Source organism: Nonomuraea sp. NPDC049695 (assembly GCF_040674955.1).
Lineage (GTDB): Bacteria > Actinomycetota > Actinomycetes > Streptosporangiales > Streptosporangiaceae > Nonomuraea > Nonomuraea helvata.
Window position 1 is genome coordinate 1 of record NZ_JBFANV010000010.1, and the last position, 24,698, is coordinate 24,698.

The window sequence follows — 24,698 nt, forward strand, 5'->3', positions numbered from 1 at the left end:
GTCTCGCTGGCCATGGTGATCGTCAGCCCGTTCGCGGGCCGCCTCGCGGCCAGGTACGGCTTCCGCGTCGTCGCCGGCATCGGCCTGGCGCTGGCCGGGCTGGGGCTGCTGGCGCTGGGCTTCGTCCACGCCGATACCGGCTACGGGAACGTGTGGTGGCGGCTGGCGGTCGTCGGGATCGGGTTCGCTCTGACCATGTCGCCGCTGACCGGGGCCGCCATCCAGGCGGTCAGCCCGCAGGAAGGCGGCCTGGCCTCGGGCGTCAGCAGCACCACCCGGCAGATCGGCGCGGTGCTCGGCGTGGCGGTGCTCGGGGCGATCGTCCACACGCGGGAGTCCGGCGGCGCCTCCTTCGAATCCGGCCTCAACAGCGCCTTCCTCACGGCGGGTGCCGTGACGCTGGCCTGCGCCGTATTCACCGGCCTGTGGCTGACCGCGGCCCGCACGCCGCGGGGCGTCCGGGCCGAACAGTCAGGAGGCCAAGCAGTCAGTGAGCCGGCGCTGACAGCTCCTCCCAGTCGGCCCGCGTCGTGAGCCGCTCGGCGTAGGCCTGCTGGGTCATCGGCAGCCCTTCGGTGCCGAAGAACACCCGCAGCGGCGGGTCGTCGGAGTCTGCCACCTCGAGCAGCGCCCCGGCCCGCCGCGGCCAGGTCCCCGACGTCGAGCCCCTGCGCGAACTTTACGAAACTCTCGCGCACCCGTCATAGAGCGGGTCGGCCGCGGAGGCGACGGCCCCGGCGTCCTTGGACTCGCCCAGCAACCGCAGGAACGGGCGCACGGTGTTGTATTTCTCGGCCAGCGCGGCGCGCATCGCCGCCTCGGCCGCGCCGTCCTCCTCGGGGACGAGTTCCTCTACCACGTCCAGCGCAGCGCGGACCTGTTCCTTTGAACCCCGGCTTCGCTCCAAGCCTCCGTCTCCGGGGCGGAGCCGGGCCTGCTCAGGTCAGCCGTGACGCGGAACAGCTCCGTCAGCGGCACCAGCGATCCAGCGTTGGTCTGGTAGACGCTCCCGGGGCGCGGTGGCTCGCGCCTCGTCCGGCGCGTGGGACGCCCGCCGGCCATGACCTCCGAGCAGGTCCGGCATGCCCGGAACCTGCTCACCCGGCCGGAGAACAGCGTCTCCTCCATCGCCCGCCTGCTCGGCGTCAGCCGCTCGACCATCTACAAGTACGTCCCCGAACCGCGACAGGCCGCCCTGCCGTCGAACGGCCAACGGCGCGCACCGAGTTGGAAGCTTATATCCCAGCTCACGGCCTATTTGGCCGCTTGACCACGTTGGTGTACGGCACCTCTACGTGTAGCGGGGCGCCCTTTTTCCGGTGATCTTCCTGGCGGGCGCGCAAAGTAGCGGTGGTGTGTCTCCTCGGGTTTCACTTCGCCCGAGGGAAGAGGCGTTCGACGGCGGAAACCAGGGCGGCGGGCATGCCACTATCCGCTGATTGGCTCACGACCCGCGACGGCGCGCCCGACAGACTGCAGATCCGATCCCGTACGTGAAGGAGTTGTGGTGCAGGTAGCAGTGGTCACCTTCGACGGATTCAACGAGCTTGACAGCTTCATCGCCTCCGCGCTGATCAATCGGTGCCGGAATGACGGCTTGGAAGCCTTCATCACAACGCCGACGCCGGTGGTCACGTCCAGGAACGGCGTCGAGGCGCGCGGGCAGCGGCCGATGGAGTTCGTGACCGAGGCCGACGTCGTACTGATCGGCAGCGGGGTGAAGACGCGGGAAGTGGTCGCCGACGACCGGCTGATCTCCAGGCTGCCGCTCGACCCTTCGCGCCAGCTGATCGGCGCTCAGTGCTCCGGCACGCTGGTCCTCGCGCGGCTCGGGCTGCTGGAGGGCATGCCTGCCTGCACGGACAGGACGAGCCGGCCCTTCGTCGAGAACTGCGGTGTCACCGTGCTGGACGCGCCGTTCCACGCTGAGGGGAACATCGCCACGGCGGGCGGCTGCCTGTCGTCCCAATACCTCGCCACGTGGGTGATCATCCGAACGCTGGGGGAGAACGCCGCCCGCTACGTCCTCGACTACGTGGCCCCGGTCGGCGAGAACCAGCAGACCGTAGAGCGCGCCCTGCGCGCCGTCCGGACAGGCGAGGCCGCGCTGCGCTGAGGCCCGCTGTCAGCGTTGCCGGAGGCGATGACGAAGGTCACCAGCCTGCTCGCGGCTGGTGACCGCAGGCGGTGGGCTCCGGCCTGCGCGAACCTTTGGCGCGACGGTCTCAGGCGACCCAGCGGGGCCGGCCGGCGGCGCTCGAGGGTGGGAGGCCGTCGGCCAGGGCGGTGGCCATCCGGTGTACGGCCTCGCGCAGGGTGTCGGGAGGCAATGTGTAGGGGATGCGGAGGCGTTGTTCGAAGATGCCCGGGTCGGTGGAGAAGTAGGCGCCGCCTTCGATGCGTACGCCGTAGTCCGGTGCGGCTTCGGCCAGCGCCGAGGCGATGGGCTCTCCCAGATCCACCCACAGCGACAGGCCGCCGGGCGGCAGCCGCCAGGTCCACGTCGGGATGCGCTCGGACAGGGCAGCGGCCAGGGCCGCACGCCGCTCGCGCATCTGCTCCAGGCGGTGCGGCAACAGTTCGGCGGCCCGGGGCAGGAGGGCGACGGCCAGGAGTTGGTCCACAACCGAGCCGCCCAGGTCGTTGGCGATCCGCTGGCCGGCGAGCTCGGTCACCAGCTGCGAGGGGGCACGCAGCCAGCCGATGCGCAGGCCGCCCCAGTGCGTCTTGCTCATCGAACCGATGGTGATGACCTGTCCGGCGCCACCGGGGGCGGCGCGGGAGGCGAAGGGCGGCGGGGCGGGAACGTCGAGGGCGAGTTCGCCCAACGTCTCGTCGATCACCAGCCAGGCGCCAGAGCGCTGAGCGGCGCGCAGGACGCGGGCGCGCTCTTGGTCAGGCATGAGGAGGCCGGTGGGATTGTGGAAGTCGGGGATCAGGTAGGCCAGTCGGGGCACCATCTGGCGCAGGGTCGATTCGATGATCTCGATGTCCCAGCCGCTGTCGGTCACCGGCACTGCCACGGGCCGAAGGCGGGCCCGGCGTATGGCCTCAAGAGCGTTCGGGTAGGACGGATTCTCGACCATGACCCGGTCGCCGGGGCGGCACACGAGCCCCAGCACCAGTGTCAGCGCTTGCTGAGCGCCGGAGGTCACCAGGATCTGTTCGGGTACGGTGGCCAGGCCCCGCTGGGTGAAACGCTCGGCGATGGCGGTGCGCAGCTCCGGAAGGCCGTAGGGGTGGTAGCCAGGGGTGTGCGCGTGCTCGGCGAGCTGCGGAGCGATCCGGGCGAGCGCGTCGGTGAGCGTCGACTCCGGCAGGCCGGGGGCTGCCCTGGCCAGGTCTATGGCGGTGTTCGGGAGCGTTAGTGCGCGTGCGAGGCCTTTGGGGGTACGCCCCTCGGGCAGGGCCGTCCAGGTGCCCGAACCCTGCCGGCTGTGCGCGTAGCCGCTCTCACGCAGCAGGTTGTAGACGGCGGTGATGGTGGGGCGGCTGGTGTTCAGAGCGGTGGCCAGTTCCCGCTCGGCGGGCAGTTTGACGTGCAACGCGATCCGCCCGTCCAGGATCAGCGCGCTGATCGCCTGGGCCAGGTGGCGGTAGGCGGGTCTCGTCCCGGCCGGGTCGGGCAGCATGGCGGCGAGCTGTCGGCCCCCCACCCGGTCCACGGGCCGGTACGGGGTCGAGTCGGCCACACCACTCTCCTCGGATTGGCCACGCTGCCGCAGCCAATCATTCCACAGGATCGGCGGAAGAAGGCCTGGTCACGAAGCCCTGACCGCTCGTTTGCGGCCGGTGACACGACGAGATCGCCGTCATGCTGGACCGAATCCAGTGAACCTCACCGGTTGTAGAGCCTGCGTGCCCACAGATAGCTGACCAGGGCGATGCCCGCGCTCCACACAGCCGCCTCCAGGAAGCTGGACCCGGCCGGACGCCCGGCCAGCAGCGCGCGCAGCGTCTCGATGACAGGCGTGGCCGGCTGGTGCTCGGCGAACCAGCCCAGAACGGCCGGCATCGACTCGGTCGGGACGAAGCCGCTGCCGAGGAACGGCAGCAGCATCAGCGGCATCGGCAGGTTGCTGGCCGTGGCCACGTTCTTGGCGACCATGGCGAGCGCGACCGACAGCCAGGTGATCGCGAAGGTGAACATGGCCAGCACACCGACCACGCCGAGCCAGTCCAGCGCCGAGGCGGACGGCCGGAAGCCGATCAGCACGGCCACCAGGGTCACTGCCGCGATCGCGATGAAGTTCTGTACCAGCGCGCCGAGCACGTGCCCGGTGAGCACCGAGACGCGGGCGATGGCCATGGTCTTGAACCGGGCGACGATGCCCTCGGTCATGTCGATGGCCACCGAGATCGCGGTTCCCTGCGCGGCGCCGGCGATCGTCGTGATCATGATGCCGGGGGTGAGGTAGCCGACGTAGGTGGCGCGGTCGCCGCCGATGCCCGCGCCCATGGTGCCGCCTAAGACGTAGACGAACAGCAGCAGGAACACCACGGGGACGCCGGTGTAGGTGAGGATCAGCGTGGGGTAGCGCCAGATGTGTTTGATCTGGCGGCGGGTCATCGTCGCCGAGTCGGTGATCGCTCTCATCGCGAGGGCTCCTGGGTCAGGGTGAGGAAGACGTCGTCCAGGTCAGGGGTGTGCACCGTCAGCTCGGCGACGTCGATGGCATGCGTGTCCAGCCATTCCAGGAGCTTCCTCAGCGTCCTGACTCCGCCGGAGTCGGGGATCTGGACGGTGAGCGCCGCGTCGTTCCTGGAGGTGGCGCCGACGTGGCTCGCCGCCCTGCGGTAGCCGTCGGGGTCGGCGAAGCGCACGACGATGTGGCCGCCGGGGACCATGCGCTTGAGCTCCTCGGGGGTGCCCTCGGCCACCAGCCGGCCCTGGCTGAGCAGCGCGATGCGGTCGGCGAGTTCGTCGGCCTCCTCCAGGTATTGGGTGGTCAGGAAGATGGTCACGCCGTCCTGCTGGACGAGGTCCCTGACGATCTGCCACATGGTGCGGCGGCTGCGGGGGTCCAGGCCCGTGGTCGGTTCGTCGAGGAAGATGAGCTTGGGCGTGCCGACCAGGGTCATGGCGAGGTCGAGCCGGCGGCGCATGCCGCCCGAGTAGGTGGCCGCGGGCTTGCGCGCGGCGTCGGTGAGGTCGAAGCGCTCCAGCAGTTCGCGGGCGCGCGTGCGGCCCTTGGCTCGGCCGAGGTGGAGCAGGTCGGCCATGAGTCGCAGGTTCTCCTCGCCGGTGAGGAAGCTGTCGACCGCGGAGAACTGGCCGGTGACGCCGATCGCGGCACGCACCTTGTCGGGTTCCTTGGCCAGCTCGTGCCCGGCCACCCGGATCTCGCCCGCGTCGGCCTTGATCAGGGTGGACAGGATCTGCACTGTGGTGGTCTTGCCCGCGCCGTTCGGGCCGAGCAGCGAGAAGACGGTGCCCTGCGGGATGGTGAGGTCGATGCCGTCCAGGACGCGGTGGGCGCCGTAGGACTTACGCAGCCCCGTCACCGAGACGAAGGTGCGCATCGCGTTCACCCCCGATCCCAGGTGACGGGCAGGCTGTGCACGCCGTACACCTGCGAGGGGTCGGTGCGCAGCGACACCTCTTCAGCCGGTACGGCGAGCCGCAGCGTCGGGAAGCGGATGAGCAGCGCGGGAAACGCGACCCGCATCTCGACGCGGGCAAGCTGCTGACCGAGACACTGATGGACGCCGTGGCCGAAGGCCAGATGCCCGGCGGCCGAGCGGCGCAGATCGAGCACGTCGGGGTCGGCGAACCTGGCCGGGTCCCGGTTGGCGGCGTTGATCGCGATGATGACCGTGTCGCCCGCCTTGAGCTGCCTACCGCCGAGCTCCACGTCCTCCAGCACGCCGCGCATACCGGTGGCGGCGATCGACAGGTAACGCAGCAGCTCCTCGACGGCGCCGACGGCCAGGTCGGGGTCGCCGCGCAGGGCGGTGAGCTGGGCCGGGTTGCGCAGCAGGGCGAAGGCGCCGAGCGCGAGCATGTTGGCGGTGGTGTCGAGCCCGGCGCCGAGCAGGAAGGCGGCCACGCCGCCGAGCTCCTCGTCGGTCAGGTCGCCGCCGGTGGCCAGGTCGCTGAGCAGGTCGTCGGTCGGCTTGGCCCGCTTGGCGAGCGCGAGCTCCCGCAGGTACGTGCCGAGCTCGACGAAGGCGGCGTACTGCGCCTCAGCGGTCCCGGCGTCCGACAGGACCCGGGTGGAGCTCTGGAACTGATCGCGCTCCTCGTACGGCACGCCGAGCAGCTCACAGATCATCAGCGCTGGAACCGGCTGCGCGAAGACCTCGACGAGGTCGGCGGGCGGCCCCTGCCGCTCCATCGCGTCGAGCCGCTCACGGGTGATCTCGGTGACCCGATCGGTGAGCAGGTTCATCCTGCGGACGGTGAACTTGCCCGCCAGCAGTTTGCGGAAGCGGGTGTGCTGGGGTGCGTCCATGCCGGTCAGGTCGCCGACGGGGGCGGGCGGCAGGTGCCCGCCCGCCAGGGGGTGGTAGTGGGTTTCGTAGCGGGAGCTGAAGCGCGGGTCGGCGAGGATCTGGCGGACCAGGTCGTATCCGGTGATCATCCAGACGCCGGGGGCGCCCTCGGGCGCGGCCAGGCGGGCGATCGGCTGCTCTGCGCGCAGGGCGGTGAGCGAAGGGGCGGGATCGAAGGGACAGGCGGGTGCTCGGTCGAGGGACGGAGTGACCGGCTCGTCGCGATAGTACGTGTTCGACATGATTGAAAGCTACGTTGCTTTCAGAAATGATGTCAATCAATCGATACGCATAAGCGCAGTTCAAAGCCACTATATTGATGCGTTGACGGTGAAGCTGAATGCAATAAAGCGTTGCATTGTATGACGCCGAACGCAATACTGGCGTCATGCCAGAAGGAAGGTTGACCCGGCAGGACCGCCAGCGCATCGCGACCGGCCTGGCCGAAGGCCGCTCTTACGCCGAGATCGCCAGGCGACTGGACCGGCCGACCTCGACGATCAGCCGCGAGGTCGGCCGCAACGGCGGCCCCAGTGACTACCGCCCCGAGCGGGCGCACCAGGCGGCGGCGCGGCGGGCGCGGCGCGGCACCCTGGCCCGTTCGCCCGAGGCCGAACGCCGGGACCGCAAGGTCTTCGAGGTGGAAGAGGAAGCCGTCGAGATGGCGATCGGGATGGGCCTGCCGAAAATGGTGGCGCGCGTGCTCATCAGCCTGTGGCTGAGCGAGGACGGCAGGCTCACCGCGGCTCAGCTGTCGCGCGGGCTGAAGGTCAGTCCCGCCTCGATCTCCATGGCCGTGGGCTACCTGACCCAGCAGGGGCTGATCAGGCGTGAACGCGATCCGCAGCGGCGGCGCGACATCTACGTGGTCGACGACGACGCCTGGTACCACTCGACGGTGATCAGCTCGCGGCAGACGCTCGCGGCGGCGGAGATCACGAAGGCGGCGGGGGAGGCGCTCGGGCTCGACACGCCCGTGGGCCGCCGCCTGGCCAGGGGCGGTGCGTTCCTGGAGCGGATCAGCCTGGACGTTCTGGCGTCGGCCGAACGCTGGCGCGACCTCCCGCCGTCATCCCGCCCTTCGTAGCCAGAGCGTGTGCGCGGCCCAGGCCGCGGCGGCGCCGGCCGCGTACCAGAAGAGGTCGGGCGGGTTGAACGTGCTGCCCAGCAGCGGCCGCAGCACGGCCGGGATCTCCCCGAGCTGGGCGAACTCGATCACCCAGCTCGCCCCGGCCGCCAGTGCCGCCGCCACCCAGGGCCTGACCCTGGGGAGGATCAGCACCACGAGCGTGTAGATCAACACCGTGTAGAGGGCATCGCCCGCGTACTTCGGCACAGGGCCGTCGAACAGCGCGCGCACCCCCAAGCCGGCTGCGACAGTCAGGACGGCTACGCAGAACATGGGCAGTCGGGGCATCGGATCACGTTACTGCCTGAACGGTGAAGCGGACGCATGCCGGCCAAGCAGTCGATGACCTGATCGTTTGCGCGCGGCCTCGCGCGGGGTTAAGCTCGAATGCTTCATTTCAAAAGCAGAGCTCCACACCCCTTCCGGTTAGGAGTATACCACCGAATGACTAATCGTCAAGATAGTCTCGCGGAAGCCCTTGACAGCGAACAGCGCACTGTGGCGTGGCTGTACGGCAGGCTCGACGTCGCCAGGGAGCGGGCGCAGGCGGCGCTGCGTGAGGTGTACGGCAGGGCCTGCGGCACCCGCCAGGCGATGGTCGAGCGCGAGGCGATGGCCTCGGAGCAGGCCAGGAGGCTGGCCCAGCTGAACGCGGTCGAGCGCGGCCTGTGCTTCGGCCGCATCGACGACGCCTCGGGCGCCGGCACGTACGTCGGCAGGATCGGGCTGCGCGACGAGAGACACGAGTCGGTTCTGATCGACTGGCGGGCCCCCGCGGCGCGGCCGTTCTACGTGGCCACGGCCACCGACCCGGGCGGGCTGGTGCGCCGCAGGCACCTGCATCTGAAGGACCGCACGGTGGTCGGCATCGACGACGAGGTGTTCGACCTGGAGCGGATGAGCGACGGTGACCGGCGCGCGCTCGTGGGCGAGGCGGCGCTGCTGGCGGCGCTGCGGCGGGGCAGGACGGGCCGGATGGGCGACGTGGTGGCCACCATCCAGACCGAGCAGGACCGGGTCATCCGCTCCTCGCTGCAGGGGGCGCTGGTGGTGCAGGGCGGGCCGGGCACCGGCAAGACGGTGGCGGCGCTGCACCGGGCGGCGTACCTGCTCTACACCCACCGCGACACGCTCGAGCGGCGCGGTGTGCTGGTGGTGGGGCCCAACCCGATGTTCCTGCGCTACATCAGCCAGGTGCTGCCGGCGCTGGGGGAGACGCAGGTGGTGATGACCACGGTCGAGGAGATGTTCCCGGGAGTGCGGGTGAGCGCGGCCGACACGCCGGCGGCAGCGGTGGTCAAGGGCGACGTGCGGATGGCGGAGGTGGTCGCCCGCGCCCTGGAGCTGCGTCAGGGAGTGCCCCAGGGCGAGCTCGTGGTCGAGCTGGACGGGCTGAGCCTGCGGGTCCCCCGCGAGACCTGCCTGCGGCTGCGCGAGCGGGCGCAGGCGGTGCGCCTGCCGCACAACATGGCACGCAAGCTGTACGTCACCGAGCTGCTCAAGGAACTGGCCAAGGCGGAGGCGCGGGCCCTGGAGGAGTCGCTGCACATCGAGGAGCTGGTCATCGAGGACGAGCCGGAGCTGTCGCAGCCGCTCGACCTGGAGGGTGACCTGGACGAGCTGGATCTGGAGCTGGCCTCGCAGCGGCTGTGGGGCGAGCCGGTCGTACGGCAGGCCGTGGACGAGCTGTGGCCGGAGCTGACGCCGCAGCGGCTGATCTCCGAGCTGCTGTCGTCGTTCGACACGCTGTGGGCCGTGGCGCCGTCGGGCCTGGAGTGGCACGAGCTGCTGCGCTCGCCGGAGGCCGGGTGGACGGTCGGTGACGTGCCGCTGCTGGACGAGGCGGCCGAGCTGCTGGGCGAGGACGACTCCGCCCGCCGGGTGGCGGCCAGGCAGGCCGCGCAGGAGCAGGCTTCGGAGGAGCTGTACGCGCGGGAGGTGCTGCAGTCGACCGGCGTGCTGGAGGAGGGCATCTTCGATCGCGCCGACGTGCTGGCCGAGCGGCACGCCGACGACGGGCTGACGCTGACGACGGCCGACCGGGCGGCGGCGGACCGGACGTGGGCGTACGGGCATGTGATCGTGGACGAGGCGCAGGAGCTGTCGCCGATGGCCTGGCGGATGATCATGCGGCGGGTGCCGGCGAAGTCGCTGACCGTGGTGGGCGACCTGGCGCAGACCGGGTCGGCGGCGGGCGCGCGCTCGTGGGGGGAGGTGCTGGACCCGTTCCTGGCGGGGCGCTGGCGCGTGGAGCGGCTGCTGGTCAACTACCGCACGCCGGTGGAGATCATGGCGGTGGCGGCGGACGTGTTGCGGGCGTTCGCGCCGGACCAGGAGCCGCCGGAGTCGGTACGCGAGGGCGGCGCCCTGCCGCGCGCGGTGCGCATGCCGCCGTCCGGGCTGCCGGGCCTGGTGGCGGAGGAGCTGGCCTTGATCGGTGAGGGCCGGGTGGGCGTCGTTTCCTCTGACGCCCGCCACGCGGAGGTGTCCGCGCTCTTCCCCGACGGGGATCTGGACGCGCCGGTGGTGGCGCTGACGGTGGGCCAGGCCAAGGGGCTGGAGTTCGACGCGGTCGTGGTGGTGGATCCGGCGGGCATCCTGGGGCGGTCGCCGATGGGGGGCCAGGATCTGTACGTGGCGGTGACGCGGGCGACGCGGCGGCTGACGGTGGTGTACGAGGGGGACTTGCCGGAGGTGCTGTCCCGGCTGGCTACGGAATCTACAACGTAAAGGCGCCCGGGTTAGTTCAACCCAGCACTTACGGAAACACCACCCCGACAACGACGTGAACGGCTCGGCGTCATGCGTATGACGCCGAGCCGCCACCGGGCGAACTGAGAGCCTCAGGTGTTGTAGAGCTTGTCGGCCACCGCGCGGATGGTACGGGTGACCTGCTCCAGGGAGCGCAGGGTGTCGGTGTCGAGGTGGTCGAGGATGCGGCGGTAGTGCTCGAAGCCGGCGTTGTTGATCTCCTCGATCAGGTCGGTGCCCGCGGGGGAGAGTTCGACGCGGCGGACGCGGCGGTCCTGGGGGTCCTCGTGCCGGGTGGCGAGGCCCTGGGCGACCAGGCGGTCGACGATGCCGGTGACGGTGCCGAGGCTGACGCCGAGGTGGTGGGCGAGGTCCTGTCCTGAGGCGGAGCCGTTGAGGGACAGGAGCATGACGACGTGGAGTTGTCGGATGGTGAGGTTGGAGGAGAACAAGGGGGATTGGTGCTGGGCGAACAGTCGCCCCATGCCACGCTGTGTTTCGGTGATCCTGCGGATCAAGTCTTCGCGTTCGTCGCTCACGCTCACCTCTCGCTTCCTGAGAAGGTTATCAGGAAAGCTCAATCTGTCTAAATATTCGTCCAAGGCGAAGTGTTAGTCTGGGGCGTACTCTTGGAGGGGACGCCTATGACCGCATTCGCCCGGTTGAGTCTGCTCAACCGCAGCCTTGTGATTTTGGTCGCGGTCGTGATCAGCGCGTTCGGCGCGTTCACGATCCCGCAGTTGAAACAGCAGTTGCTGCCGTCTTTGAGCTTTCCCGGCGCGTTCGTGGTCGCGCCGTTCCCCGGCGCCTCGCCGGAGATCGTCGAGGACCAGGTCACCAAGCCGATCGAGGAGTCCTTCCAGGGCCTGGCCGGCATGGAGCAGATGACCTCGACGTCGAAGGAGGGCCTGGCGCAGATCCAGGTGGCCTTCGAGTACGGCACCGACGTCGAGTCGTCGCTGAACAAGATGCAGCAGGCCATCAGCAGGGTCGCCCTCCCGGACGGGGTGGATCCGCAGGTGGTCGCGGGCAACACCGACGACATCCCGGTGGTGGTGCTGGCGGTGGGCGACGGCGGCGACGAGCGGGCGATGGCCGACAAGCTGCGCCGGATCGTGGTGCCGGAGCTGCAGGGCGTGGAGGGTGTACGGGAGGCTCAGGTCACCGGCACCCGCGACGAGGTGGTGACGATCGAGCCGGACGCCAAGAAGATGGCGGCGGCAGGGGTGTCGGCCTCGCAGATCCCCGACGTGCTGAAGGCGAACGGCACGCCGATCCCGGCGGGCACGCTGACCTCTGACGGCAAGTCGCTGACGGTGCAGGTGGGCGCGCGGGTCGACTCGGTGGCCAAGCTGAAGGACCTGTATCTGACCCCGGCCCAACCGGCGGCCGTCCCCCAGCAGCAGGGTCAGCAGCAGGGCCAGTCCCAGACGCGTCCCCCCACCGGGCAGACGGCGCGGCCGGGTCAGGGGCAGCCGAGCCAGGCGGCCTTCCCGCAGCAGCAGGTCAAGCCGAAGCCGCTCAAGCCGGTGAAGCTGGGCGACGTCGCGGAGATCAAGCAGGGGCTGGCGGACGCGACGACGATCACCCGTACGGACGGCACGTCGAGCCTGGGTGTGTCGGTGACGATGACGCCCGACGGCAACGCGGTGTCGATCTCGCACGACATCAACGCCAAGCTGCCGGATCTGACCAAGGCGCTGGGCGACGGCTCGGACACGGCGGTGTCGGTGGTGTTCGACCAGGCGCCGTACGTGGAGGAGTCGATCCGGAGCCTGACGACCGAGGGCCTGCTGGGGCTGGCGTTCGCGGTGCTGGTCATCTTGGTGTTCCTGCTGTCGGTGCGTTCGACGCTGGTGACGGCGGTGTCGATCCCGCTGTCGGTGGTGATCGCGCTGATCGTGCTGTGGGCGGGCGACTACTCGCTGAACATGCTGACGCTGGGCGCGCTGACGATCGCGGTGGGCCGGGTGGTGGACGACTCGATCGTGGTGCTGGAGAACATCAAGCGGCATCTCGCCTACGGCGAGGCCAGGCTGCAGGCGATCCTGGCGGCGGTGCGCGAGGTGTCGGGGGCGGTGACGGCCTCGACGCTGACGACGGTGGCGGTGTTCGCGCCGATCGCGATCGTGGGCGGCATGGTGGGCGAGCTGTTCGGCCCGTTCTCGGTGACGGTGGCGGTGGCGCTGCTGGCCTCGCTGGTGGTGTCGCTGACGGTGGTGCCGGTGCTGGCGTACTGGTTCCTCAAGACGCCGGAGCTGACGCCGGAGCAGGCGCGCAAGCAGCGTGAGGAGGCCGAGGCCAAGGAGCTGCGCTCGCCGTTGCAGCGGGCCTACCTGCCGGTGCTGCGGTTCGCGACCCGGTTCAAGCTGACGACGGTGCTGATCGGGGTGGCGGTGTTCGTCGCCACGATGGGCCTGGCGGGCGGGTTGCAGACGAACTTCCTGGACTCCTCGGGCCAGAACACGATCTCCCTGTCGCAGAAGATGCCGGTCGGTACGGACCTGGCGACCACCGACAAGGCCGCCCAGAAGGTGGAGGGCGTGCTGAAGGACCTGGACGGCGTGGAGACGTACCAGGTGAACGTGGGTGGCGGCAACGCCATGCAGGGCGGCGCGGTCGGCGGCGGCGCGGACCGGGCGTCGTACTCGGTGACGATCAAGGAGGGGTCCGACGCGGACAAGGTGCAGCAGGTGCTGCGCGACCGCATCAAGGAGCTGTCCGGCGTCGGCGAGGTCACGGTGGGCGGTGCCGGCGGGGGCGGGTTCTCCTCCGACTCGATCGACGTGATCGTGCAGGCGCCCGACGCCGAGACGCTGCGCACGGCGGCCGACACGGTCAAGACCGCGATGGGTGAGGTGTCGGGGCTGCGTGATGTGTCGTCCAACCTGGAGGCCAGCGCGCCGCGGGTCGAGGTCGCGGTGGACCGGGAGAAGGCGGCCGAGCGCGGGCTGAGCGAGGCGCAGGTCGGGCAGTCGGTGGCGCAGGCGTTCCGCGGCGCGCCGCTGGGCCAGATCACCTTGGACGGCCGCGTGAGCGACCTGGTGCTGCGTGGCGCGGACGCGCCGGACGACATCAAGGCGATCAAGGATCTGAAGCTGGCGACCGCGTCCGGGATGGTGAAGCTGTCGTCGGTGGCGGACGTGCGGCAGGTGGCCGGGCCGACGCAGGTGACGCGGATCGACGGTGAGCGTTCGGCGACGGTGTCGGGCAAGGTGACCGACGCGGGGAACCTGGGCAGCGTGACGCAGGCGCTGACGACGAAGCTGAACGGGCTGGCGCTGACCGCGGGCGCCACCTACGAGATCGGCGGCGCGTCGGCGCAGCAGGCGGATGCGTTCTCCGATCTGGGGCTGGCGATGCTGGCGGCGATCGCGATCGTCTTCCTGATCATGGTGGCGACGTTCCGCAGCTTCGTGCAGCCGCTGATCCTGCTGGTGTCGATCCCGTTCGCGGCCACGGGCGCGGTCGGGCTGCTGGTGGCGACCGACACGCCGCTGGGCGTGCCGGCGCTGATCGGCATGCTGATGCTGATCGGCATCGTGGTGACGAACGCGATCGTGCTGATCGACCTGATCAACCAGTACCGCGAGCAGGGCATGGGCGTGGTGGAGGCGGTCGTCGAGGGCGGCCGGCGCAGGCTGCGGCCGATCCTGATGACGGCGGTGGCCACGATCTGCGCGCTGACGCCGATGGCGCTGGGGGTGACCGGGTCGGGCGGGTTCATCTCGCAGCCGCTGGCCATCGTGGTGATCGGCGGTCTGATCAGCTCGACGCTGCTCACCTTGGTGCTCGTTCCGACGCTCTACACGATGGTGGAGCGGGCCAAGGAGCGGATGCGGCGCAAGCCGGCCGAGCCCAAGCAGGAGGAGAAGGTCCTCACTCCGGCCACCTGATCTCGGGTGGCTCTGGCGCCCGTACGGCCCGGTGCCGTGCGGGCGCTCGCGTGTCAATAGACTTGTCCGACGTGACCGCCAAGCCGCGTACACCGCGTATCCCGAATGTCCTGGCCTCCCGTTATGCCTCGCCGGAGCTGGCCCGTCTGTGGTCTCCCGACTACAAGATCGTCGCCGAGCGGCGGTTGTGGCTGGCGGTGCTGCGGGCGCAGGCCGAGCTGGGGGTGGCGGTTCCCGAGGGCGCGATCGACGACTACGAGAAGGTGGTCGACCAGGTCGATCTCGACTCGATCGCGGCCCGCGAGCGGGTGACGCGCCACGACGTGAAGGCGCGCATCGAGGAGTTCAACGCGCTGGCCGGGCACGAGCAGGTCCACAAGGGCATGACCTCGCGCGACCTGACGGAGAACGTCGAGCAGTTGCAGGTGCGCGACAGCCTGCTGCTGGTGCGTGACCGGGTGGTGGCGCTGCTGGCCCGCCTGGCCGGCCTGGCCGTGGAGCACGAGGCGACGGTGATCGCCGGCCGTTCCCACAATGTGGCGGCGCAGGCCACGACGCTGGGCAAGCGGTTCGCCACGGCGGCCGACGAGCTGCTGGTGGCCTACCGGCGGCTGGAGGAGCTGATCGGCCGCTACCCGCTGCGCGGCATCAAGGGCCCGGTCGGCACCGCTCAGGACATGCTCGACCTGCTGGGCGGCGACCGCGGCAAGCTGGCCGAGCTGGAGGGGCGGGTGGCTGCCCACCTGGGGTTCTCCGAGCGGTTCACGAGCGTGGGGCAAGTCTACCCGCGGTCGCTGGACTTCGAGGCGATCAGCGCGCTGGTGCAGCTGGCGGCGGCGCCGTCGTCGCTGGCCAAGACGATCCGGCTGATGGCCGGGCACGAGCTGGTCACCGAGGGGTTCAAGGAGGGTCAGGTCGGCTCGTCGGCGATGCCGCACAAGATGAACACCCGCTCCTGCGAGCGGGTCAACGGCCTGGCCGTGGTGCTGCGCGGTTACGCCTCGATGGCGGGCGAGCTGGCGGGCGACCAGTGGAACGAGGGCGACGTGTCGTGCTCGGTGGTGCGGCGGGTGGCGCTGCCGGATGCGTTCTTCGCCTTCGACGGGCTGGTGGAGACGATGCTGACGGTGCTGGACGAGTTCGGCGCCTTCCCGGCGGTCATCTCCGCGGAGCTGGACCGCTATCTGCCGTTCCTGGCGACGACGAAGATGCTGATGGCGGCGGTGCGGGCCGGGGTGGGCCGGGAGACGGCGCACGAGCTGATCAAGGAGCACGCGGTGGGGGCGGCGCTGGCGATGCGCTCGCGTGGCGCGGCCAACGAGCTGCTGGAGCGGCTGGCCGGCGACGCCCGTTTCCCGCTGGAGCGCGACCAGCTGGAGGGGCTGCTGGCCGATCGGGTGTCGTTCACCGGCGCGGCCGCCGATCAGGTGCGGGAGGTCGCGCAGCGGGTGGGCGAGGTCGTGGCGGCGCACCCGCAGGCGGCCGCGTACCGGCCCGGCGCGATCTTGTGATGGTGCGTGAGCCGGCCGACGCCGCGCAGGTGCGATCGTGTGATGGTCCGTTAGCCGGCCGGCGCGGGGCGGGTGTGATCTCGTGATGGTGCGTGAGCTGACCGATGCCGGGCAGGTGCGCCAGGCGTGCGGCGACGACGACCTGCTGATGTGGGCGGCGCAGGGCCTGCGCGGGGGAGCGCGGGCGTGGGCGCTCGGCGACGCGGTCGTGGCCGCCGCGCCGGGCGCGTCGCGGCGCGACCGGCTAGCCGTGTGGGGCGGCGTCTCGTGCGCGGTGGAGCTGGTGGGCCACGCGCTCGCCGAGCTGGGGCCCTCCTACCGGCCGTTCGGGGAGCGGGAGCTGGTGGGCGAGGTGACGGCGAAGCTGGACGGGCTGGAGCCGGCCGGGACGTTCTCCTGGATGAGCCTGCCCGCTCTGCGGGGGCCCGCTCCTGATGGGGTGGGCTGGCTGGAGCCGGCCGCCGACGCGGAGGTCACGGCGCTGCTGGCGGCCGATGCGCCCGATTCGTACGCGGTGCCCGGCGTGTCCGGGGTGAGCCGGTGGGCGGGCGTGCGGGTGGAGGGTGAGCTGGCGGCGGTGGCGGCGGACGCGTGGTCGGCGCCCACCGTGGGCCTGCTGGCCGGGGTCGCCACCCGGGCGCGGTTTCGCGGCCGGGGGCTGGCCGAACGGGTGTGCCGGTGGGTGTCGCGCGAGCTGCTGGCCGGCTACGGGCGGGCGGCGCTGATGGTGGACGACGGGAACGCGGCGGCCATCACCGTCTATGAGCGGGTCGGCTACCGGCGGCGGCGCGTGCTGGCCTCCCGCGTGACTGCCTGAACGGAAACCCCGGCCGCCGCCTCTCGGGCCGGCCGCCAGGCCACCCGCGACAACGTCCACGCCTTCTGGGCCAAGATGGCCGCCGACGGGCTCCTGCCCGCCGGCCACGATCTGGACTGGCTGACCGACACCAGCGCCGTGCTGGTGCACACCGAGACGTACCTGCTCGCCCGCGACATGATCGGCTGGGATGCCGACGGCTACGAACGCTGGCTCACCGCCACCCTCACCCACCTGCTCGCCGCCGGGACGCCCCCGGGCGGACCTTGATGACGCGTCCGGAAAATCGGGTGAGGTTCGGACGGCGCTGCGGCACAGTTGACGGGGTGATGTCCGATTTTGTGCCAGGTATTGAGTTGTCGCGCGCCTTTTATGGCGAGGTGGTGGCGCCCTTGGTGCCCGGGGTGGCGCACAGTGCGGCGTTGATCGGGCCCGGGTCGGAGGTGCTGGAGTTCGACACCGCCCGCTCGGCCGACCATGACTGGGGGCCGCGGGTGCTGGTGTTCGTGGCCGCGGAGTCGGTGGCCGAGGTGCGGGCGAAGGTGGCGGCAGGCCTGCCGGAGCGTTTCTGCGGTTTTCCGACCGTGTTCGGTTACCACGGCAGTGTGCAGCCCGGGGTGACGGTGACGGAGCTGGGGGCGTGGCTGGTGGAGCGGCTGGGCTTCGACCCGCGGGGCGGGGTGTCGCTGCTGGACTGGCTGTCGGTGCCGTGGCAGAGCCTGGCCGAGGTGACGGGGGGCGAGGTGTTCCATGACGGGCTGGAGGGCGGTGCCCTGGAGGCGGCCAGGGCGGCGCTGCGCTGGTATCCGCCGGATGTGTGGCGGTATGTGCTGGCGTGTCAGTGGCGGCGGATCGCGCAGGAGGAGCCGTTCCCCGGGCGGTGCGGCGAGGTGGGCGACGAGCTGGGTTCGGCCGTCGTGGGGGCGCGGCTGGCGCGTGAGGTGATGCGGCTGGCGCTGCTGCTGCGGCGGCGCTACCCGCCGTACGCGAAATGGCTGGGCAGTGCGCTGGCGCGGCTGCCGGGCTCGGCGGAGCTGGGGGAGTGCCTGGGGGCGGCGGTGGCGGCGCGCTCCTGGCGGGAGCGGCAGGAGGGGCTGTCGGGCGCGTACGCGCGGGTGGCGGCGCTGCAGAACCGGGTGGCGCTGGCCGAGCCGCTGGACGGTCGGGTACGGGGCTTCTTCGACCGGCCGTTCGAGGTGATCGGGGGTGACCGGTTCGCCGAGGCGTTGATGGCGGCGGTGTCGGATCCGGTGATCCGGGACCTGCCGGTGGTGGGGTGTGTGGATCAGCTGTCGGACTCGACGGACCTGCTGGTGCAGCCTGGGCGGGCGCGGCGGGTGACGGCGGCGGCGCTGGGCCTCGAAGGTTAATGATCTACATTGTAAAGGGCGTGGGTTGATGCGATTTCCGCTTCACTCCCTTCAAAACCCTTAGCTGACGAGCGAGGAGGCCAGCTCCTCGACGCGGACGCGCCAGGCGCTGAGGGTGGTGGTGTCGCCGGTGTGGGTGACGATGAGGCGCGCGCCCTGGCCGGTGCCTTGGGTGAGCTCCCAGCGGACGGGGCCGGTCGGCGTGTCGTACTCCAGGAGTTTGGCGGTCTCGATCCGGGTGACCGCTCCCGTCTGGAGGCCGGGTGTGGTGAAGGGCGCGGGTGGCGGGGCGCCGATGGTGGCGCGCAGGGCGAGGATGCAGGTGTGCCAGCCGGTGGCGAAGCTGGCGGCGCCGTGGTGGTCGGTAAAGGTGTGGGTGAGGGTGAGGATGCTGGCGGTGGCGCCGTCGGGGCGGATCTCCCAGCGCAGTTCGTCGTCGCCCCAGGTGTGGGCGAAGACGTGGGGTGGGTCGTTTTCGGTGATGTGTCCGTCGGGGCCGAAGCCGTAGGTGATGTGGTCGCCGTCGATGGTGACGGTGGCGGGGAACCAGTGGGCGAGGTGCCGGGGGTCGGTGATGGCGCGCCAGACTTTTTCGGGTGGGTGGGGGAGGCGGCGTTGCATGTGCAGGGTGGTGCGGCCGTCGGGGTGGAGGGTGAGGTTGTCGGTCATTGGTCGTCTTCCATGGTGTCGAGGTGTTGTTCGAGTCGGTCGAGGGTGTGGTTCCAGAGTTTGCGGTAGGGGGTGAGCCAGGCGTCGATTTCGGCGAGGGGGGCGGGGCGGAGTTCGTACCAGCGGCGTTGGGCGTCTTTGCGGACGGTGACGAGTCCGGCTTCGCGGAGGATGCGGAGGTGTTTGCTGGTGGCGGGTTGGGTGAGTCCGAGGTGGTGGGTGATGTCGCCGACGCTGCGGGGGTGTTGGAGGAGGAGGTCGAGGATGTGGCGGCGGTTGGGGTCGGCGAGCACGTCGAAGCGCATGGCTCGTTGATATACCTTCCTGGTTATATGCCTGCAAGGGCATGTAGCTAGGTGGTGCGGCGGGCGTTGGGGGTGTGTCTTCGGCGGGGGTGTGGGAACACTACGTAGGTACTCGAAATAGGTACCTAAGTGGGGATTTCTCACCTCTTTCTTGGCGGATACGTGAGGCAGTCTGGAACGTGAAGGAATCGGCTGGATGTGAGGAACGGGGGAATCGCACCATGTGTACGCACCAGCCTCCCTGTCCTCCCGCGGACGCCATCGACCATCATGCCGCGCGCCTGGTGGCGTACCACCCGGAGCAGGGATGGGGACTTCTGTGCAACGGAGTCGTCTTCTTCGACGACACGGGCGAGCTGCTGCCCGACGGCCGCAGCGTCGTCCCCGCACTGAGCGGCAAGGCCGCATGAACGTAGCTCCGGCGTCGTGGACGTTCGCGTCCCGGACCTGCTCGGTCTTCAAGGCCCGGCAGGCGGCACGCGCCCAGCTCGCGGAGTGGGGGCTGCACCAGACGTGCGAGTTCGCCGAGCTGCTGGTCAGCGAGCTGGTCACCAACGCGGTGCGGCACGCGTGCGGGATCGTGCGCCTGAACCTGTCGGCCGCCGACGGGCTGCTGCGCTGCGAGGTCGAGGACTCCAGCCCCCTGCCGCCCCGCCCGCGCGCGGCCGCCGCCGACGACGAGGGGTCGCGCGGGCTGCTGCTGGTGGAGGTGCTGTCGTCGGGCTGGGGCAGCGTCCCGACGGGCCGGGGCAAGGTCGTCTGGTTCGAGCTGCCCGTGCCCGTACCGGCCGCATTGAACGCCTGAACTGGGGCGGGGCCCGGGGCGTCGCGTCAAGACCCACCGCGCCACCCCGCGCCCCGTCCCCCTCCCTCACGGATCCACGAGTCCTGTGGTGCGGCCGCGTCAGTGCTCACTTGGCGGCGGTGCGAGCCGGGGGGCGGGTGAGGTCGTGGACGGCCGCCTGCCGGAAACGATGAGGCGCGGTGCCGTCGCTACCAAGCATATGCTTGGGGCGCTTCTCCTCCTGGGCCGGGCCAGATGTCGTCGAGTTCCCGGAGTGTTCCGTCGGAGAGGGAGATCTCGGGCGCCCGCCGGCTGCCGCTGAGCTGCTCGGTGGTGCGCGGACCGATGATCGTGGCGGTGACGACGGGATGGTGCAGCAGCCAGGCCAGCGCGACGTCGGCGGGTTCCTCCCCGAGGTCCGCGCAGAGAGCCTCGTAGCGTTCGAGCTGGGAGCGGTGCTGCTCGATCTGCCGCCGCACCTGCTCGCTGGTGCGGCGGCCTTGTTCCGCCTTGCGCAAGACGCCGCCGAGGAGGCCGCCGGCGAGGGGGCTCCAGGGGATGAGGCCGATGCCGTAGTAGCGCAGCGCCGGGATCACTTCGAGTTCGACGGTCCGGGCGGTCAGGTTGTACAGGCTCTGCTCCGACACCAAGCCGAGGAGGTTGCGCGCGGTGGCGGCGTTCTGCGCGGTGGCGATGTCCCAGCCGGCGAAGTTGCTGCTGCCGATGTAGGTGACCTTGCCCTCGCGTACGAGCTGCTCCATCGCCTGCCAGATCTCCTCCCACGGCGTGGAGCGGTCGACGTGGTGCATCTGGTAGAGGTCGATGTGGTCGGTCTGGAGCCGGCGCAGGCTGGCCTCGCACGCGCGGCGGATGTGGTACGCCGACAGGCGCCGGTCGTTGGGGCCGGTGTCCATCGGCTGATACACCTTGGTCGCCAGGACGATCCGGTCACGCCGGGTGCGGTCCTGGGCGAGCCAGCGGCCGATGATCTCCTCCGAGATGCCGTAACCCTTGTCCATGTCCGGGGACTGGGGACCGCCGTACACGTCGGCGGTGTCGAAGAAGTTGATCCCCGCCTCCATGGCCTGGTCCATGATGTCGAAGGAGGTGGGCTCGTCGGTGGTCATGCCGAAGTTCATCGTGCCCAGGCAGAGCCGGCTGACCCGAAGGCCGCTCCGGCCCAGATGCTGGTGGTCCATGTCGATGGTCGCTCTCTTTGTGTCGTCGGCCGGAGAGTCACCACTACCCATCAAAAGCGCTGGTCAGGCTGGGTGGAAGGCGCCAGGGTGGTGGTGTCGATGACGAAGCGGTAGCGCACGTCGGAGGCCGGCGCGGCGTAGGCATGGACACGCATGAAGACTGCTCCTTTGGTACGGGCCCGCTCCCGAGGACTTGCGGGCCCGGGCGAGACGGCCACGACCCATGCCGCTGGGCGGCGTGTGCCTGGCCGTGTCAGCCGGGCCGTGGGGATGGTGAGGTCAGGGCGTCAGCAGCACCTTGATGGCGCGGCGCTCGTCCATGGCCCGGTAGCCGTCGGCGGCCTGGTCGAGGGGCAGGGTGAGGTCGAAGACCCGGCCGGGGTCGATCTCCCCGTTCATGATCAGGCTGATGAGCTCCGGCAGGTACTGGCGCACCGGGGCCGGGCCGCCGTGCAGGTGGACGCCGGAGAAGAACAGCTCCTCGCCGGGCAGGTCCACGCCGTGGGGGACGCCGACGTAGCCGACGTGCCCGCCGGGACGGGTGGCGCGGATGGCCTGCATCATCGCCTCGCGGGTGCCGACGGCCTCGATGACGGAGTGCGCGCCGAGCCCGCCGGTCAGCTCTTTGATCTTCGCGACGCCGTCGTCACCGCGCTCGGTGACGATGTCGGTGGCGCCGAACTCCAGGGCGAGCTTCTGCCGTGAGGCGTGACGGCTCATGGCGATGATGCGTTCGGCGCCCAGCTGCCTGGCGGCCAGGATGCCGAGCAGGCCGACTGCGCCGTCGCCGACGACCGCGACCGTCTTGCCGGGCCCGGCCTCGGCCGCGACGGCGGCGAACCAGCCGGTGCCGAGCACGTCGGAGGCGGCCAGCAGGCTCGGGATCTGCTCGGCCGTCGGCTGGGCCCCGGTGGGGACGAGGGTGCCGTCGGCGAGTGGCACGCGCAGCCGTTCGGCCTGCGTGCCGATCATCCCCATGGGTACGGCGTGCACGCAGCGGCTCTGGTATCCGGCCTGGCAGATCTCGCAGGTGCTGTCGGAGGCGAAGAACGATCCGACCACGAAGTCGCCGACCTTGATGTCGTTGACGGCCGGGCCGATCTCCTCCACGACGCCGACGTATTCGTGCCCCATGGGCGTGGGGCCGTGGATCGGGTCGAGGCCGCGGTAGGGCCACAGGTCGGATCCGCAGATGCAGGCGGCGGCCAGGCGGATGATGGCGTCGGTCGGTTCGACGATGGCCGGGGCCTGGCGCTCCTCGACGCGGACGTCGCCGGGAGCGTGCATGATGACTGCGCGCATGGTGAGGTTCTCCAGGTTTCGAGTGGATCTGTGGTGGTCTTCTTGCGCCGGTGGTGGGGTCAGCCCGCCCGCGCGTCGGTGAGCGGTCGTTCGGGCGCGGTTCGGGGGCGGCGACGGGTCATGAGGGTCGCGTAGGCCACCGCCGCGAGGGCGACCGAGACGACGGTGACGATGCCGAGTGGCAGCATGGTGGCCGCCCCGGCGAGGCCGACGAACGGCGCGGACAGCCCGCCGAAGGCGAAGCGTGCCATGCCGAGCAGCGATGACGCGGTCCCGGCCATCTGCGGGTAGCCGGCCAGGGCCAGCGTCGTCGCCGGCGGGGTGGTGACGGCGACGCCGCTGACCATGACCAGCAACGACATGATCACCGCGGCCAGCGGCAGTGTCAGTAGCCCGCTGGCGAGCAGGCCGAGCGCGCCGACGGCGCACATGGCCAGGCCCGCCACGAGCGTGCCCGTCACGCTCCACCGTTCGCTGCTGCGCCCGGCGAGGTAGCCGAACGCCATGAACCCGGCCGAATTCAGCCCGAACGCCATCGCGTACTGCTGCGGAGACAGCCCGTAGATGCCCTGCAGCACGTACGTGGCCCCGGCCAGGTAGGCGAACAGGGCGGCGTTGACGCATCCCTGCAGCAGCACCGCGCCGCTGAAGGCGCGGTCCGACAGCAGCCGGCGGACGTCCCGCCCGGTCTGCGCGAATCCGCCCGTCGTACGGCGGTGGGCCGGCAGCGTCTCCCGGTAGCCGGACGCGATGACCGCGAGGATGACCGCGCCGATCACGGCCAGGGACACGAACAGCCCGCGCCAGTCGGTGATCCTGGCCAGTTGCCCGCCCAGCAGGGGTCCGACGATGGCGGCCAGGCCGCCGAGCACGGTCATGCGGCCGTAGTAGCGGATGAGCCGCCCGCCGGAGTAGAGGTCTCGTCCGGCGGCCTGCGCGATCACGATGCCGGCGCCGCCGGCGAGCCCCTGCACCAGACGGGCGCCGATGAGCAGTTCGATGCTCGGACTCGCCGCGCACAACACCGAGGTCGCGATGTAGGCGGCCACGCCGGCGTACAGGGGCCGGCCGCGGCCGAAACGGTCCGACAGCGGCCCGGCGATGAGCTGTCCGAGCGCCAGGCCGATGAGGCAGGCGGTGACGGTCAGCTGCGCCGTCGACGTCCCGGCGTCCAGCTCGATCGTCAACGCCGGCAGCACGGGCAGGTACAGGTCCATCGACATGGGGCCGAATATGGTCAGCAGGAGCAGCAGCGCCGGCAGCAGCCGGCAGACCGGACGTGACGCGGGTGGAGATGGATGGAGCACCACACCAGTGAAAGGCGTCCAGCGCCAGAGCGGGAGTCTCTGTCGATGGGTGTACTGACAGGGCACCCCAGAGCCTGCCGGACCCCCTCTACGCTGGGATTATGGACAATCGCCGCGAGGTTCGCGAGTTTCTCACGTCGCGACGGGCCAAGGTCACCCCCGAGCAGGCCGGCCTCCCCGCCGGGCTCAACCGGCGCGTGCCCGGCCTGCGGCGCACCGAGGTCGCCATCCTGGCGGGGGTGAGTGTCGAGTACTACGCCAAGCTCGAACGCGGCGCGATCGCCGGCGCGTCCTCATCGGTCCTGGAGGCGATCTCGCGGGCGCTGCGCCTCGACGACACCGAACGCGCGCACCTGTTCGACCTGGCGCGCGCCGCCGACGGCATCCCCGCATCCGGCCGCCCGCGCCGCCGCCCGACCCGGCAGAGCGCCTCCCGCCCCAGCCTGCACTGGGCCCTGGACGCCATCACCGACGGCATCGCCTTCGTCCGCAACCCGCGCCAGGACCTGCTGGCCACCAACGCGCTCGGCCGCCGCTTCTACTCGCCCGTGATCGGCGACGGCGGCCGCACCCCCAACCTTGCCCGCTTCCAGTTCCTCGACCCCGCCTCGCGCGCGTTCTACCCCGACTGGGAGCTGTTCGCCGAGATGTGTGTCGCGATCATGCGCGCGGAAGCCGGCCGCGATCCCCACGATCGCGCCCTGCAGGACCTGGTCGGCGAGCTGTCCACCCGAAGCGAGACGTTCCGCGCGCTCTGGGCCGCGCACGACGTGCGCACCCACGGGACAGGGACGAAGCGCTTCATCCACCCCGAGGTCGGCGAACTCGTCCTCGCCTACGAAGAACTCGCCATCACCGCCGAACCCGGGCTGGTTCTCCTGATCTACACCGCCGAGCCCGGATCGCCCTCCGCCGAACGCCTGCGCCTGCTGGCCTGCCTGGCCGCCGAGCAGCCGGCGAACACCGGCGACGAAGCAGCCACCAGCCGCACGCGATAGCGCTGAGCCGGGCGGGACGCACACCGTTGACCTAAAGGTCAACCGGGCCGCCGTCAAGGCCGAGACGCCGTTACACCATGCGATGGCCAAAACTTGTTGTGGGTTCTTGACCGTGCTCGTCTGGGATAACGGCCGCGACATAACCTGGACCACGTGGGATGCGGT

At 70.7% G+C, this 24,698-nt stretch carries 27 protein-coding genes; 13 read left to right on the plus strand and 14 right to left on the minus strand.

The genetic code is table 11. The features are described from left to right. The coding region (locus AB0J64_RS11595) for an MFS transporter (protein ID WP_364024351.1) at window positions 1-534 on the plus strand (534 nt) is incomplete at its 5' end. Here AB0J64_RS11595 and AB0J64_RS11600 read toward each other — a convergent pair. The 3 genes from AB0J64_RS11600 to AB0J64_RS11610 are packed head-to-tail and all read right to left on the minus strand — an operon-like array spanning window position 488 to window position 1,161. After that, window positions 488-619: a hypothetical protein gene (locus AB0J64_RS11600; RefSeq protein ID WP_364024354.1), complete on the minus strand. Its 132-nt coding sequence runs from the start codon at window positions 617-619 to the stop codon at window positions 488-490. The genes AB0J64_RS11595 and AB0J64_RS11600 overlap by 47 nt on opposite strands. 60 nt (window positions 620-679) lie before the next feature. Then, window positions 680-859 carry a hypothetical protein gene (locus AB0J64_RS11605; protein WP_364024852.1) on the minus strand — a complete coding sequence of 60 codons (180 nt, stop codon included), beginning with the start codon at window positions 857-859 and terminating at the stop codon, window positions 680-682. Then, window positions 853-1,161 carry a hypothetical protein gene (locus AB0J64_RS11610; protein ID WP_364024855.1) on the minus strand — a complete coding sequence of 103 codons (309 nt, stop codon included), beginning with the start codon at window positions 1,159-1,161 and terminating at the stop codon, window positions 853-855. Before AB0J64_RS11610 ends, AB0J64_RS11605 begins: the two co-directional genes overlap by 7 nt. On the opposite strand from AB0J64_RS11610, the gene AB0J64_RS11615 reads away from it, so the two are divergent. Both AB0J64_RS11615 and AB0J64_RS11620 read left to right on the plus strand, forming a co-directional pair. After that, complete coding sequence (locus tag AB0J64_RS11615) at window positions 1,061-1,270, plus strand: helix-turn-helix domain-containing protein (RefSeq protein WP_364024357.1); 210 nt, start codon at window positions 1,061-1,063, stop codon at window positions 1,268-1,270. The genes AB0J64_RS11610 and AB0J64_RS11615 overlap by 101 nt on opposite strands. Before the next feature lie 237 nt (window positions 1,271-1,507). Then, complete coding sequence (locus AB0J64_RS11620; RefSeq protein ID WP_364024359.1) at window positions 1,508-2,116, plus strand: DJ-1/PfpI family protein; 609 nt, start codon at window positions 1,508-1,510, stop codon at window positions 2,114-2,116. A gap of 109 nt (window positions 2,117-2,225) precedes the next feature. Here AB0J64_RS11620 and AB0J64_RS11625 read toward each other — a convergent pair whose 3' ends face one another. From AB0J64_RS11625 to AB0J64_RS11640, 4 genes are all read right to left on the minus strand, one after another. After that, window positions 2,226-3,692 (minus strand): PLP-dependent aminotransferase family protein, encoded by a 1,467-nt coding sequence (locus AB0J64_RS11625; RefSeq protein ID WP_364024361.1) that lies wholly within the window; start codon window positions 3,690-3,692, stop codon window positions 2,226-2,228. A 146-nt stretch (window positions 3,693-3,838) separates the two neighbouring features. Further along, window positions 3,839-4,597, minus strand: coding sequence for an ABC transporter permease (locus AB0J64_RS11630; protein WP_364024364.1), 759 nt, complete (start codon window positions 4,595-4,597; stop codon window positions 3,839-3,841). After that, window positions 4,594-5,523, minus strand: coding sequence for an ATP-binding cassette domain-containing protein (locus tag AB0J64_RS11635; protein ID WP_364024367.1), 930 nt, complete (start codon window positions 5,521-5,523; stop codon window positions 4,594-4,596). Before AB0J64_RS11635 ends, AB0J64_RS11630 begins: the two co-directional genes overlap by 4 nt. Before the next feature lie 5 nt (window positions 5,524-5,528). Then, window positions 5,529-6,737: a cytochrome P450 gene (locus AB0J64_RS11640; protein WP_364024370.1), complete on the minus strand. Its 1,209-nt coding sequence runs from the start codon at window positions 6,735-6,737 to the stop codon at window positions 5,529-5,531. 146 nt (window positions 6,738-6,883) lie between these two features. Between AB0J64_RS11640 and AB0J64_RS11645 the strand changes: the two genes are divergently transcribed. After that, window positions 6,884-7,582, plus strand: coding sequence for a helix-turn-helix domain-containing protein (locus AB0J64_RS11645; RefSeq protein WP_364024373.1), 699 nt, complete (start codon window positions 6,884-6,886; stop codon window positions 7,580-7,582). On the opposite strand, the gene AB0J64_RS11650 is transcribed toward AB0J64_RS11645, so the two are convergent. After that, on the minus strand, window positions 7,565-7,912 hold the full coding sequence (locus tag AB0J64_RS11650) for a DUF2809 domain-containing protein (RefSeq protein ID WP_364024376.1): 348 nt from the start codon (window positions 7,910-7,912) through the stop codon (window positions 7,565-7,567). The two genes, AB0J64_RS11645 and AB0J64_RS11650, sit on opposite strands and share 18 nt — an antisense overlap. A 156-nt stretch (window positions 7,913-8,068) precedes the next feature. Here AB0J64_RS11650 and AB0J64_RS11655 point away from each other — a divergent pair, with 156 nt between their 5' ends. After that, window positions 8,069-10,354, plus strand: coding sequence for an ATP-binding domain-containing protein (locus AB0J64_RS11655; protein ID WP_364024379.1), 2,286 nt, complete (start codon window positions 8,069-8,071; stop codon window positions 10,352-10,354). Window positions 10,355-10,467: 113 nt separating this feature from the next. Here the strand turns inward: AB0J64_RS11655 and AB0J64_RS11660 are convergent, their stop codons facing one another. Further along, a complete protein-coding gene (locus AB0J64_RS11660; RefSeq protein ID WP_364024382.1) occupies window positions 10,468-10,914 on the minus strand; it encodes a MarR family transcriptional regulator in 447 nt (148 codons plus the stop codon). 105 nt (window positions 10,915-11,019) lie between these two features. Between AB0J64_RS11660 and AB0J64_RS11665 the strand changes: the two genes are divergently transcribed. From AB0J64_RS11665 to AB0J64_RS11685, 5 genes are all read left to right on the plus strand, one after another. Continuing rightward, complete coding sequence (locus AB0J64_RS11665; protein ID WP_364024385.1) at window positions 11,020-14,271, plus strand: efflux RND transporter permease subunit; 3,252 nt, start codon at window positions 11,020-11,022, stop codon at window positions 14,269-14,271. Window positions 14,272-14,342: 71 nt separating this feature from the next. Continuing rightward, window positions 14,343-15,782: an adenylosuccinate lyase gene (purB, locus tag AB0J64_RS11670; protein WP_364024388.1), complete on the plus strand. Its 1,440-nt coding sequence runs from the start codon at window positions 14,343-14,345 to the stop codon at window positions 15,780-15,782. 85 nt (window positions 15,783-15,867) lie between these two features. Further along, a complete protein-coding gene (locus tag AB0J64_RS11675; RefSeq protein WP_364024391.1) occupies window positions 15,868-16,599 on the plus strand; it encodes a GNAT family N-acetyltransferase in 732 nt (243 codons plus the stop codon). Between the two features lie 75 nt (window positions 16,600-16,674). Then, the gene (locus AB0J64_RS11680) at window positions 16,675-16,869 is read left to right on the plus strand and encodes a hypothetical protein (RefSeq protein WP_364024394.1); all 195 of its coding nucleotides are present in this window, start codon (window positions 16,675-16,677) and stop codon (window positions 16,867-16,869) included. Between the two features lie 113 nt (window positions 16,870-16,982). Next, complete coding sequence (locus tag AB0J64_RS11685; RefSeq protein ID WP_364024397.1) at window positions 16,983-17,969, plus strand: DUF4037 domain-containing protein; 987 nt, start codon at window positions 16,983-16,985, stop codon at window positions 17,967-17,969. A 60-nt stretch (window positions 17,970-18,029) separates the two neighbouring features. On the opposite strand, the gene AB0J64_RS11690 is transcribed toward AB0J64_RS11685, so the two are convergent. Both AB0J64_RS11690 and AB0J64_RS11695 read right to left on the minus strand, forming a co-directional pair. Continuing rightward, window positions 18,030-18,638 (minus strand): SRPBCC domain-containing protein, encoded by a 609-nt coding sequence (locus tag AB0J64_RS11690; protein ID WP_364024400.1) that lies wholly within the window; start codon window positions 18,636-18,638, stop codon window positions 18,030-18,032. Further along, window positions 18,635-18,943: a metalloregulator ArsR/SmtB family transcription factor gene (locus AB0J64_RS11695; protein WP_364024403.1), complete on the minus strand. Its 309-nt coding sequence runs from the start codon at window positions 18,941-18,943 to the stop codon at window positions 18,635-18,637. The genes AB0J64_RS11690 and AB0J64_RS11695 overlap by 4 nt, the downstream gene beginning before the upstream one ends. A 221-nt stretch (window positions 18,944-19,164) precedes the next feature. Here AB0J64_RS11695 and AB0J64_RS11700 point away from each other — a divergent pair, with 221 nt between their 5' ends. Together AB0J64_RS11700 and AB0J64_RS11705 are read left to right on the plus strand one after the other, a co-directional pair. After that, complete coding sequence (locus AB0J64_RS11700) at window positions 19,165-19,353, plus strand: DUF5999 family protein (RefSeq protein ID WP_345002884.1); 189 nt, start codon at window positions 19,165-19,167, stop codon at window positions 19,351-19,353. Beyond that, a complete protein-coding gene (locus AB0J64_RS11705; protein ID WP_364024406.1) occupies window positions 19,350-19,748 on the plus strand; it encodes an ATP-binding protein in 399 nt (132 codons plus the stop codon). Before AB0J64_RS11700 ends, AB0J64_RS11705 begins: the two co-directional genes overlap by 4 nt. 188 nt (window positions 19,749-19,936) lie before the next feature. Here the strand turns inward: AB0J64_RS11705 and AB0J64_RS11710 are convergent, their stop codons facing one another. The 3 genes from AB0J64_RS11710 to AB0J64_RS11720 form a co-directional block, all read right to left on the minus strand. Further along, window positions 19,937-20,926 carry an aldo/keto reductase gene (locus tag AB0J64_RS11710; protein WP_364024409.1) on the minus strand — a complete coding sequence of 330 codons (990 nt, stop codon included), beginning with the start codon at window positions 20,924-20,926 and terminating at the stop codon, window positions 19,937-19,939. A gap of 279 nt (window positions 20,927-21,205) precedes the next feature. Continuing rightward, complete coding sequence (locus AB0J64_RS11715) at window positions 21,206-22,228, minus strand: zinc-dependent alcohol dehydrogenase family protein (RefSeq protein ID WP_364024411.1); 1,023 nt, start codon at window positions 22,226-22,228, stop codon at window positions 21,206-21,208. Window positions 22,229-22,287: 59 nt separating this feature from the next. Next, a complete protein-coding gene (locus tag AB0J64_RS11720) occupies window positions 22,288-23,538 on the minus strand; it encodes a multidrug effflux MFS transporter (protein WP_364024414.1) in 1,251 nt (416 codons plus the stop codon). A 98-nt stretch (window positions 23,539-23,636) separates the two neighbouring features. Between AB0J64_RS11720 and AB0J64_RS11725 the strand changes: the two genes are divergently transcribed. After that, a complete protein-coding gene (locus AB0J64_RS11725) occupies window positions 23,637-24,533 on the plus strand; it encodes a helix-turn-helix transcriptional regulator (RefSeq protein ID WP_364024417.1) in 897 nt (298 codons plus the stop codon). The last annotated feature ends 165 nt before the right edge of the window (window positions 24,534-24,698 follow it).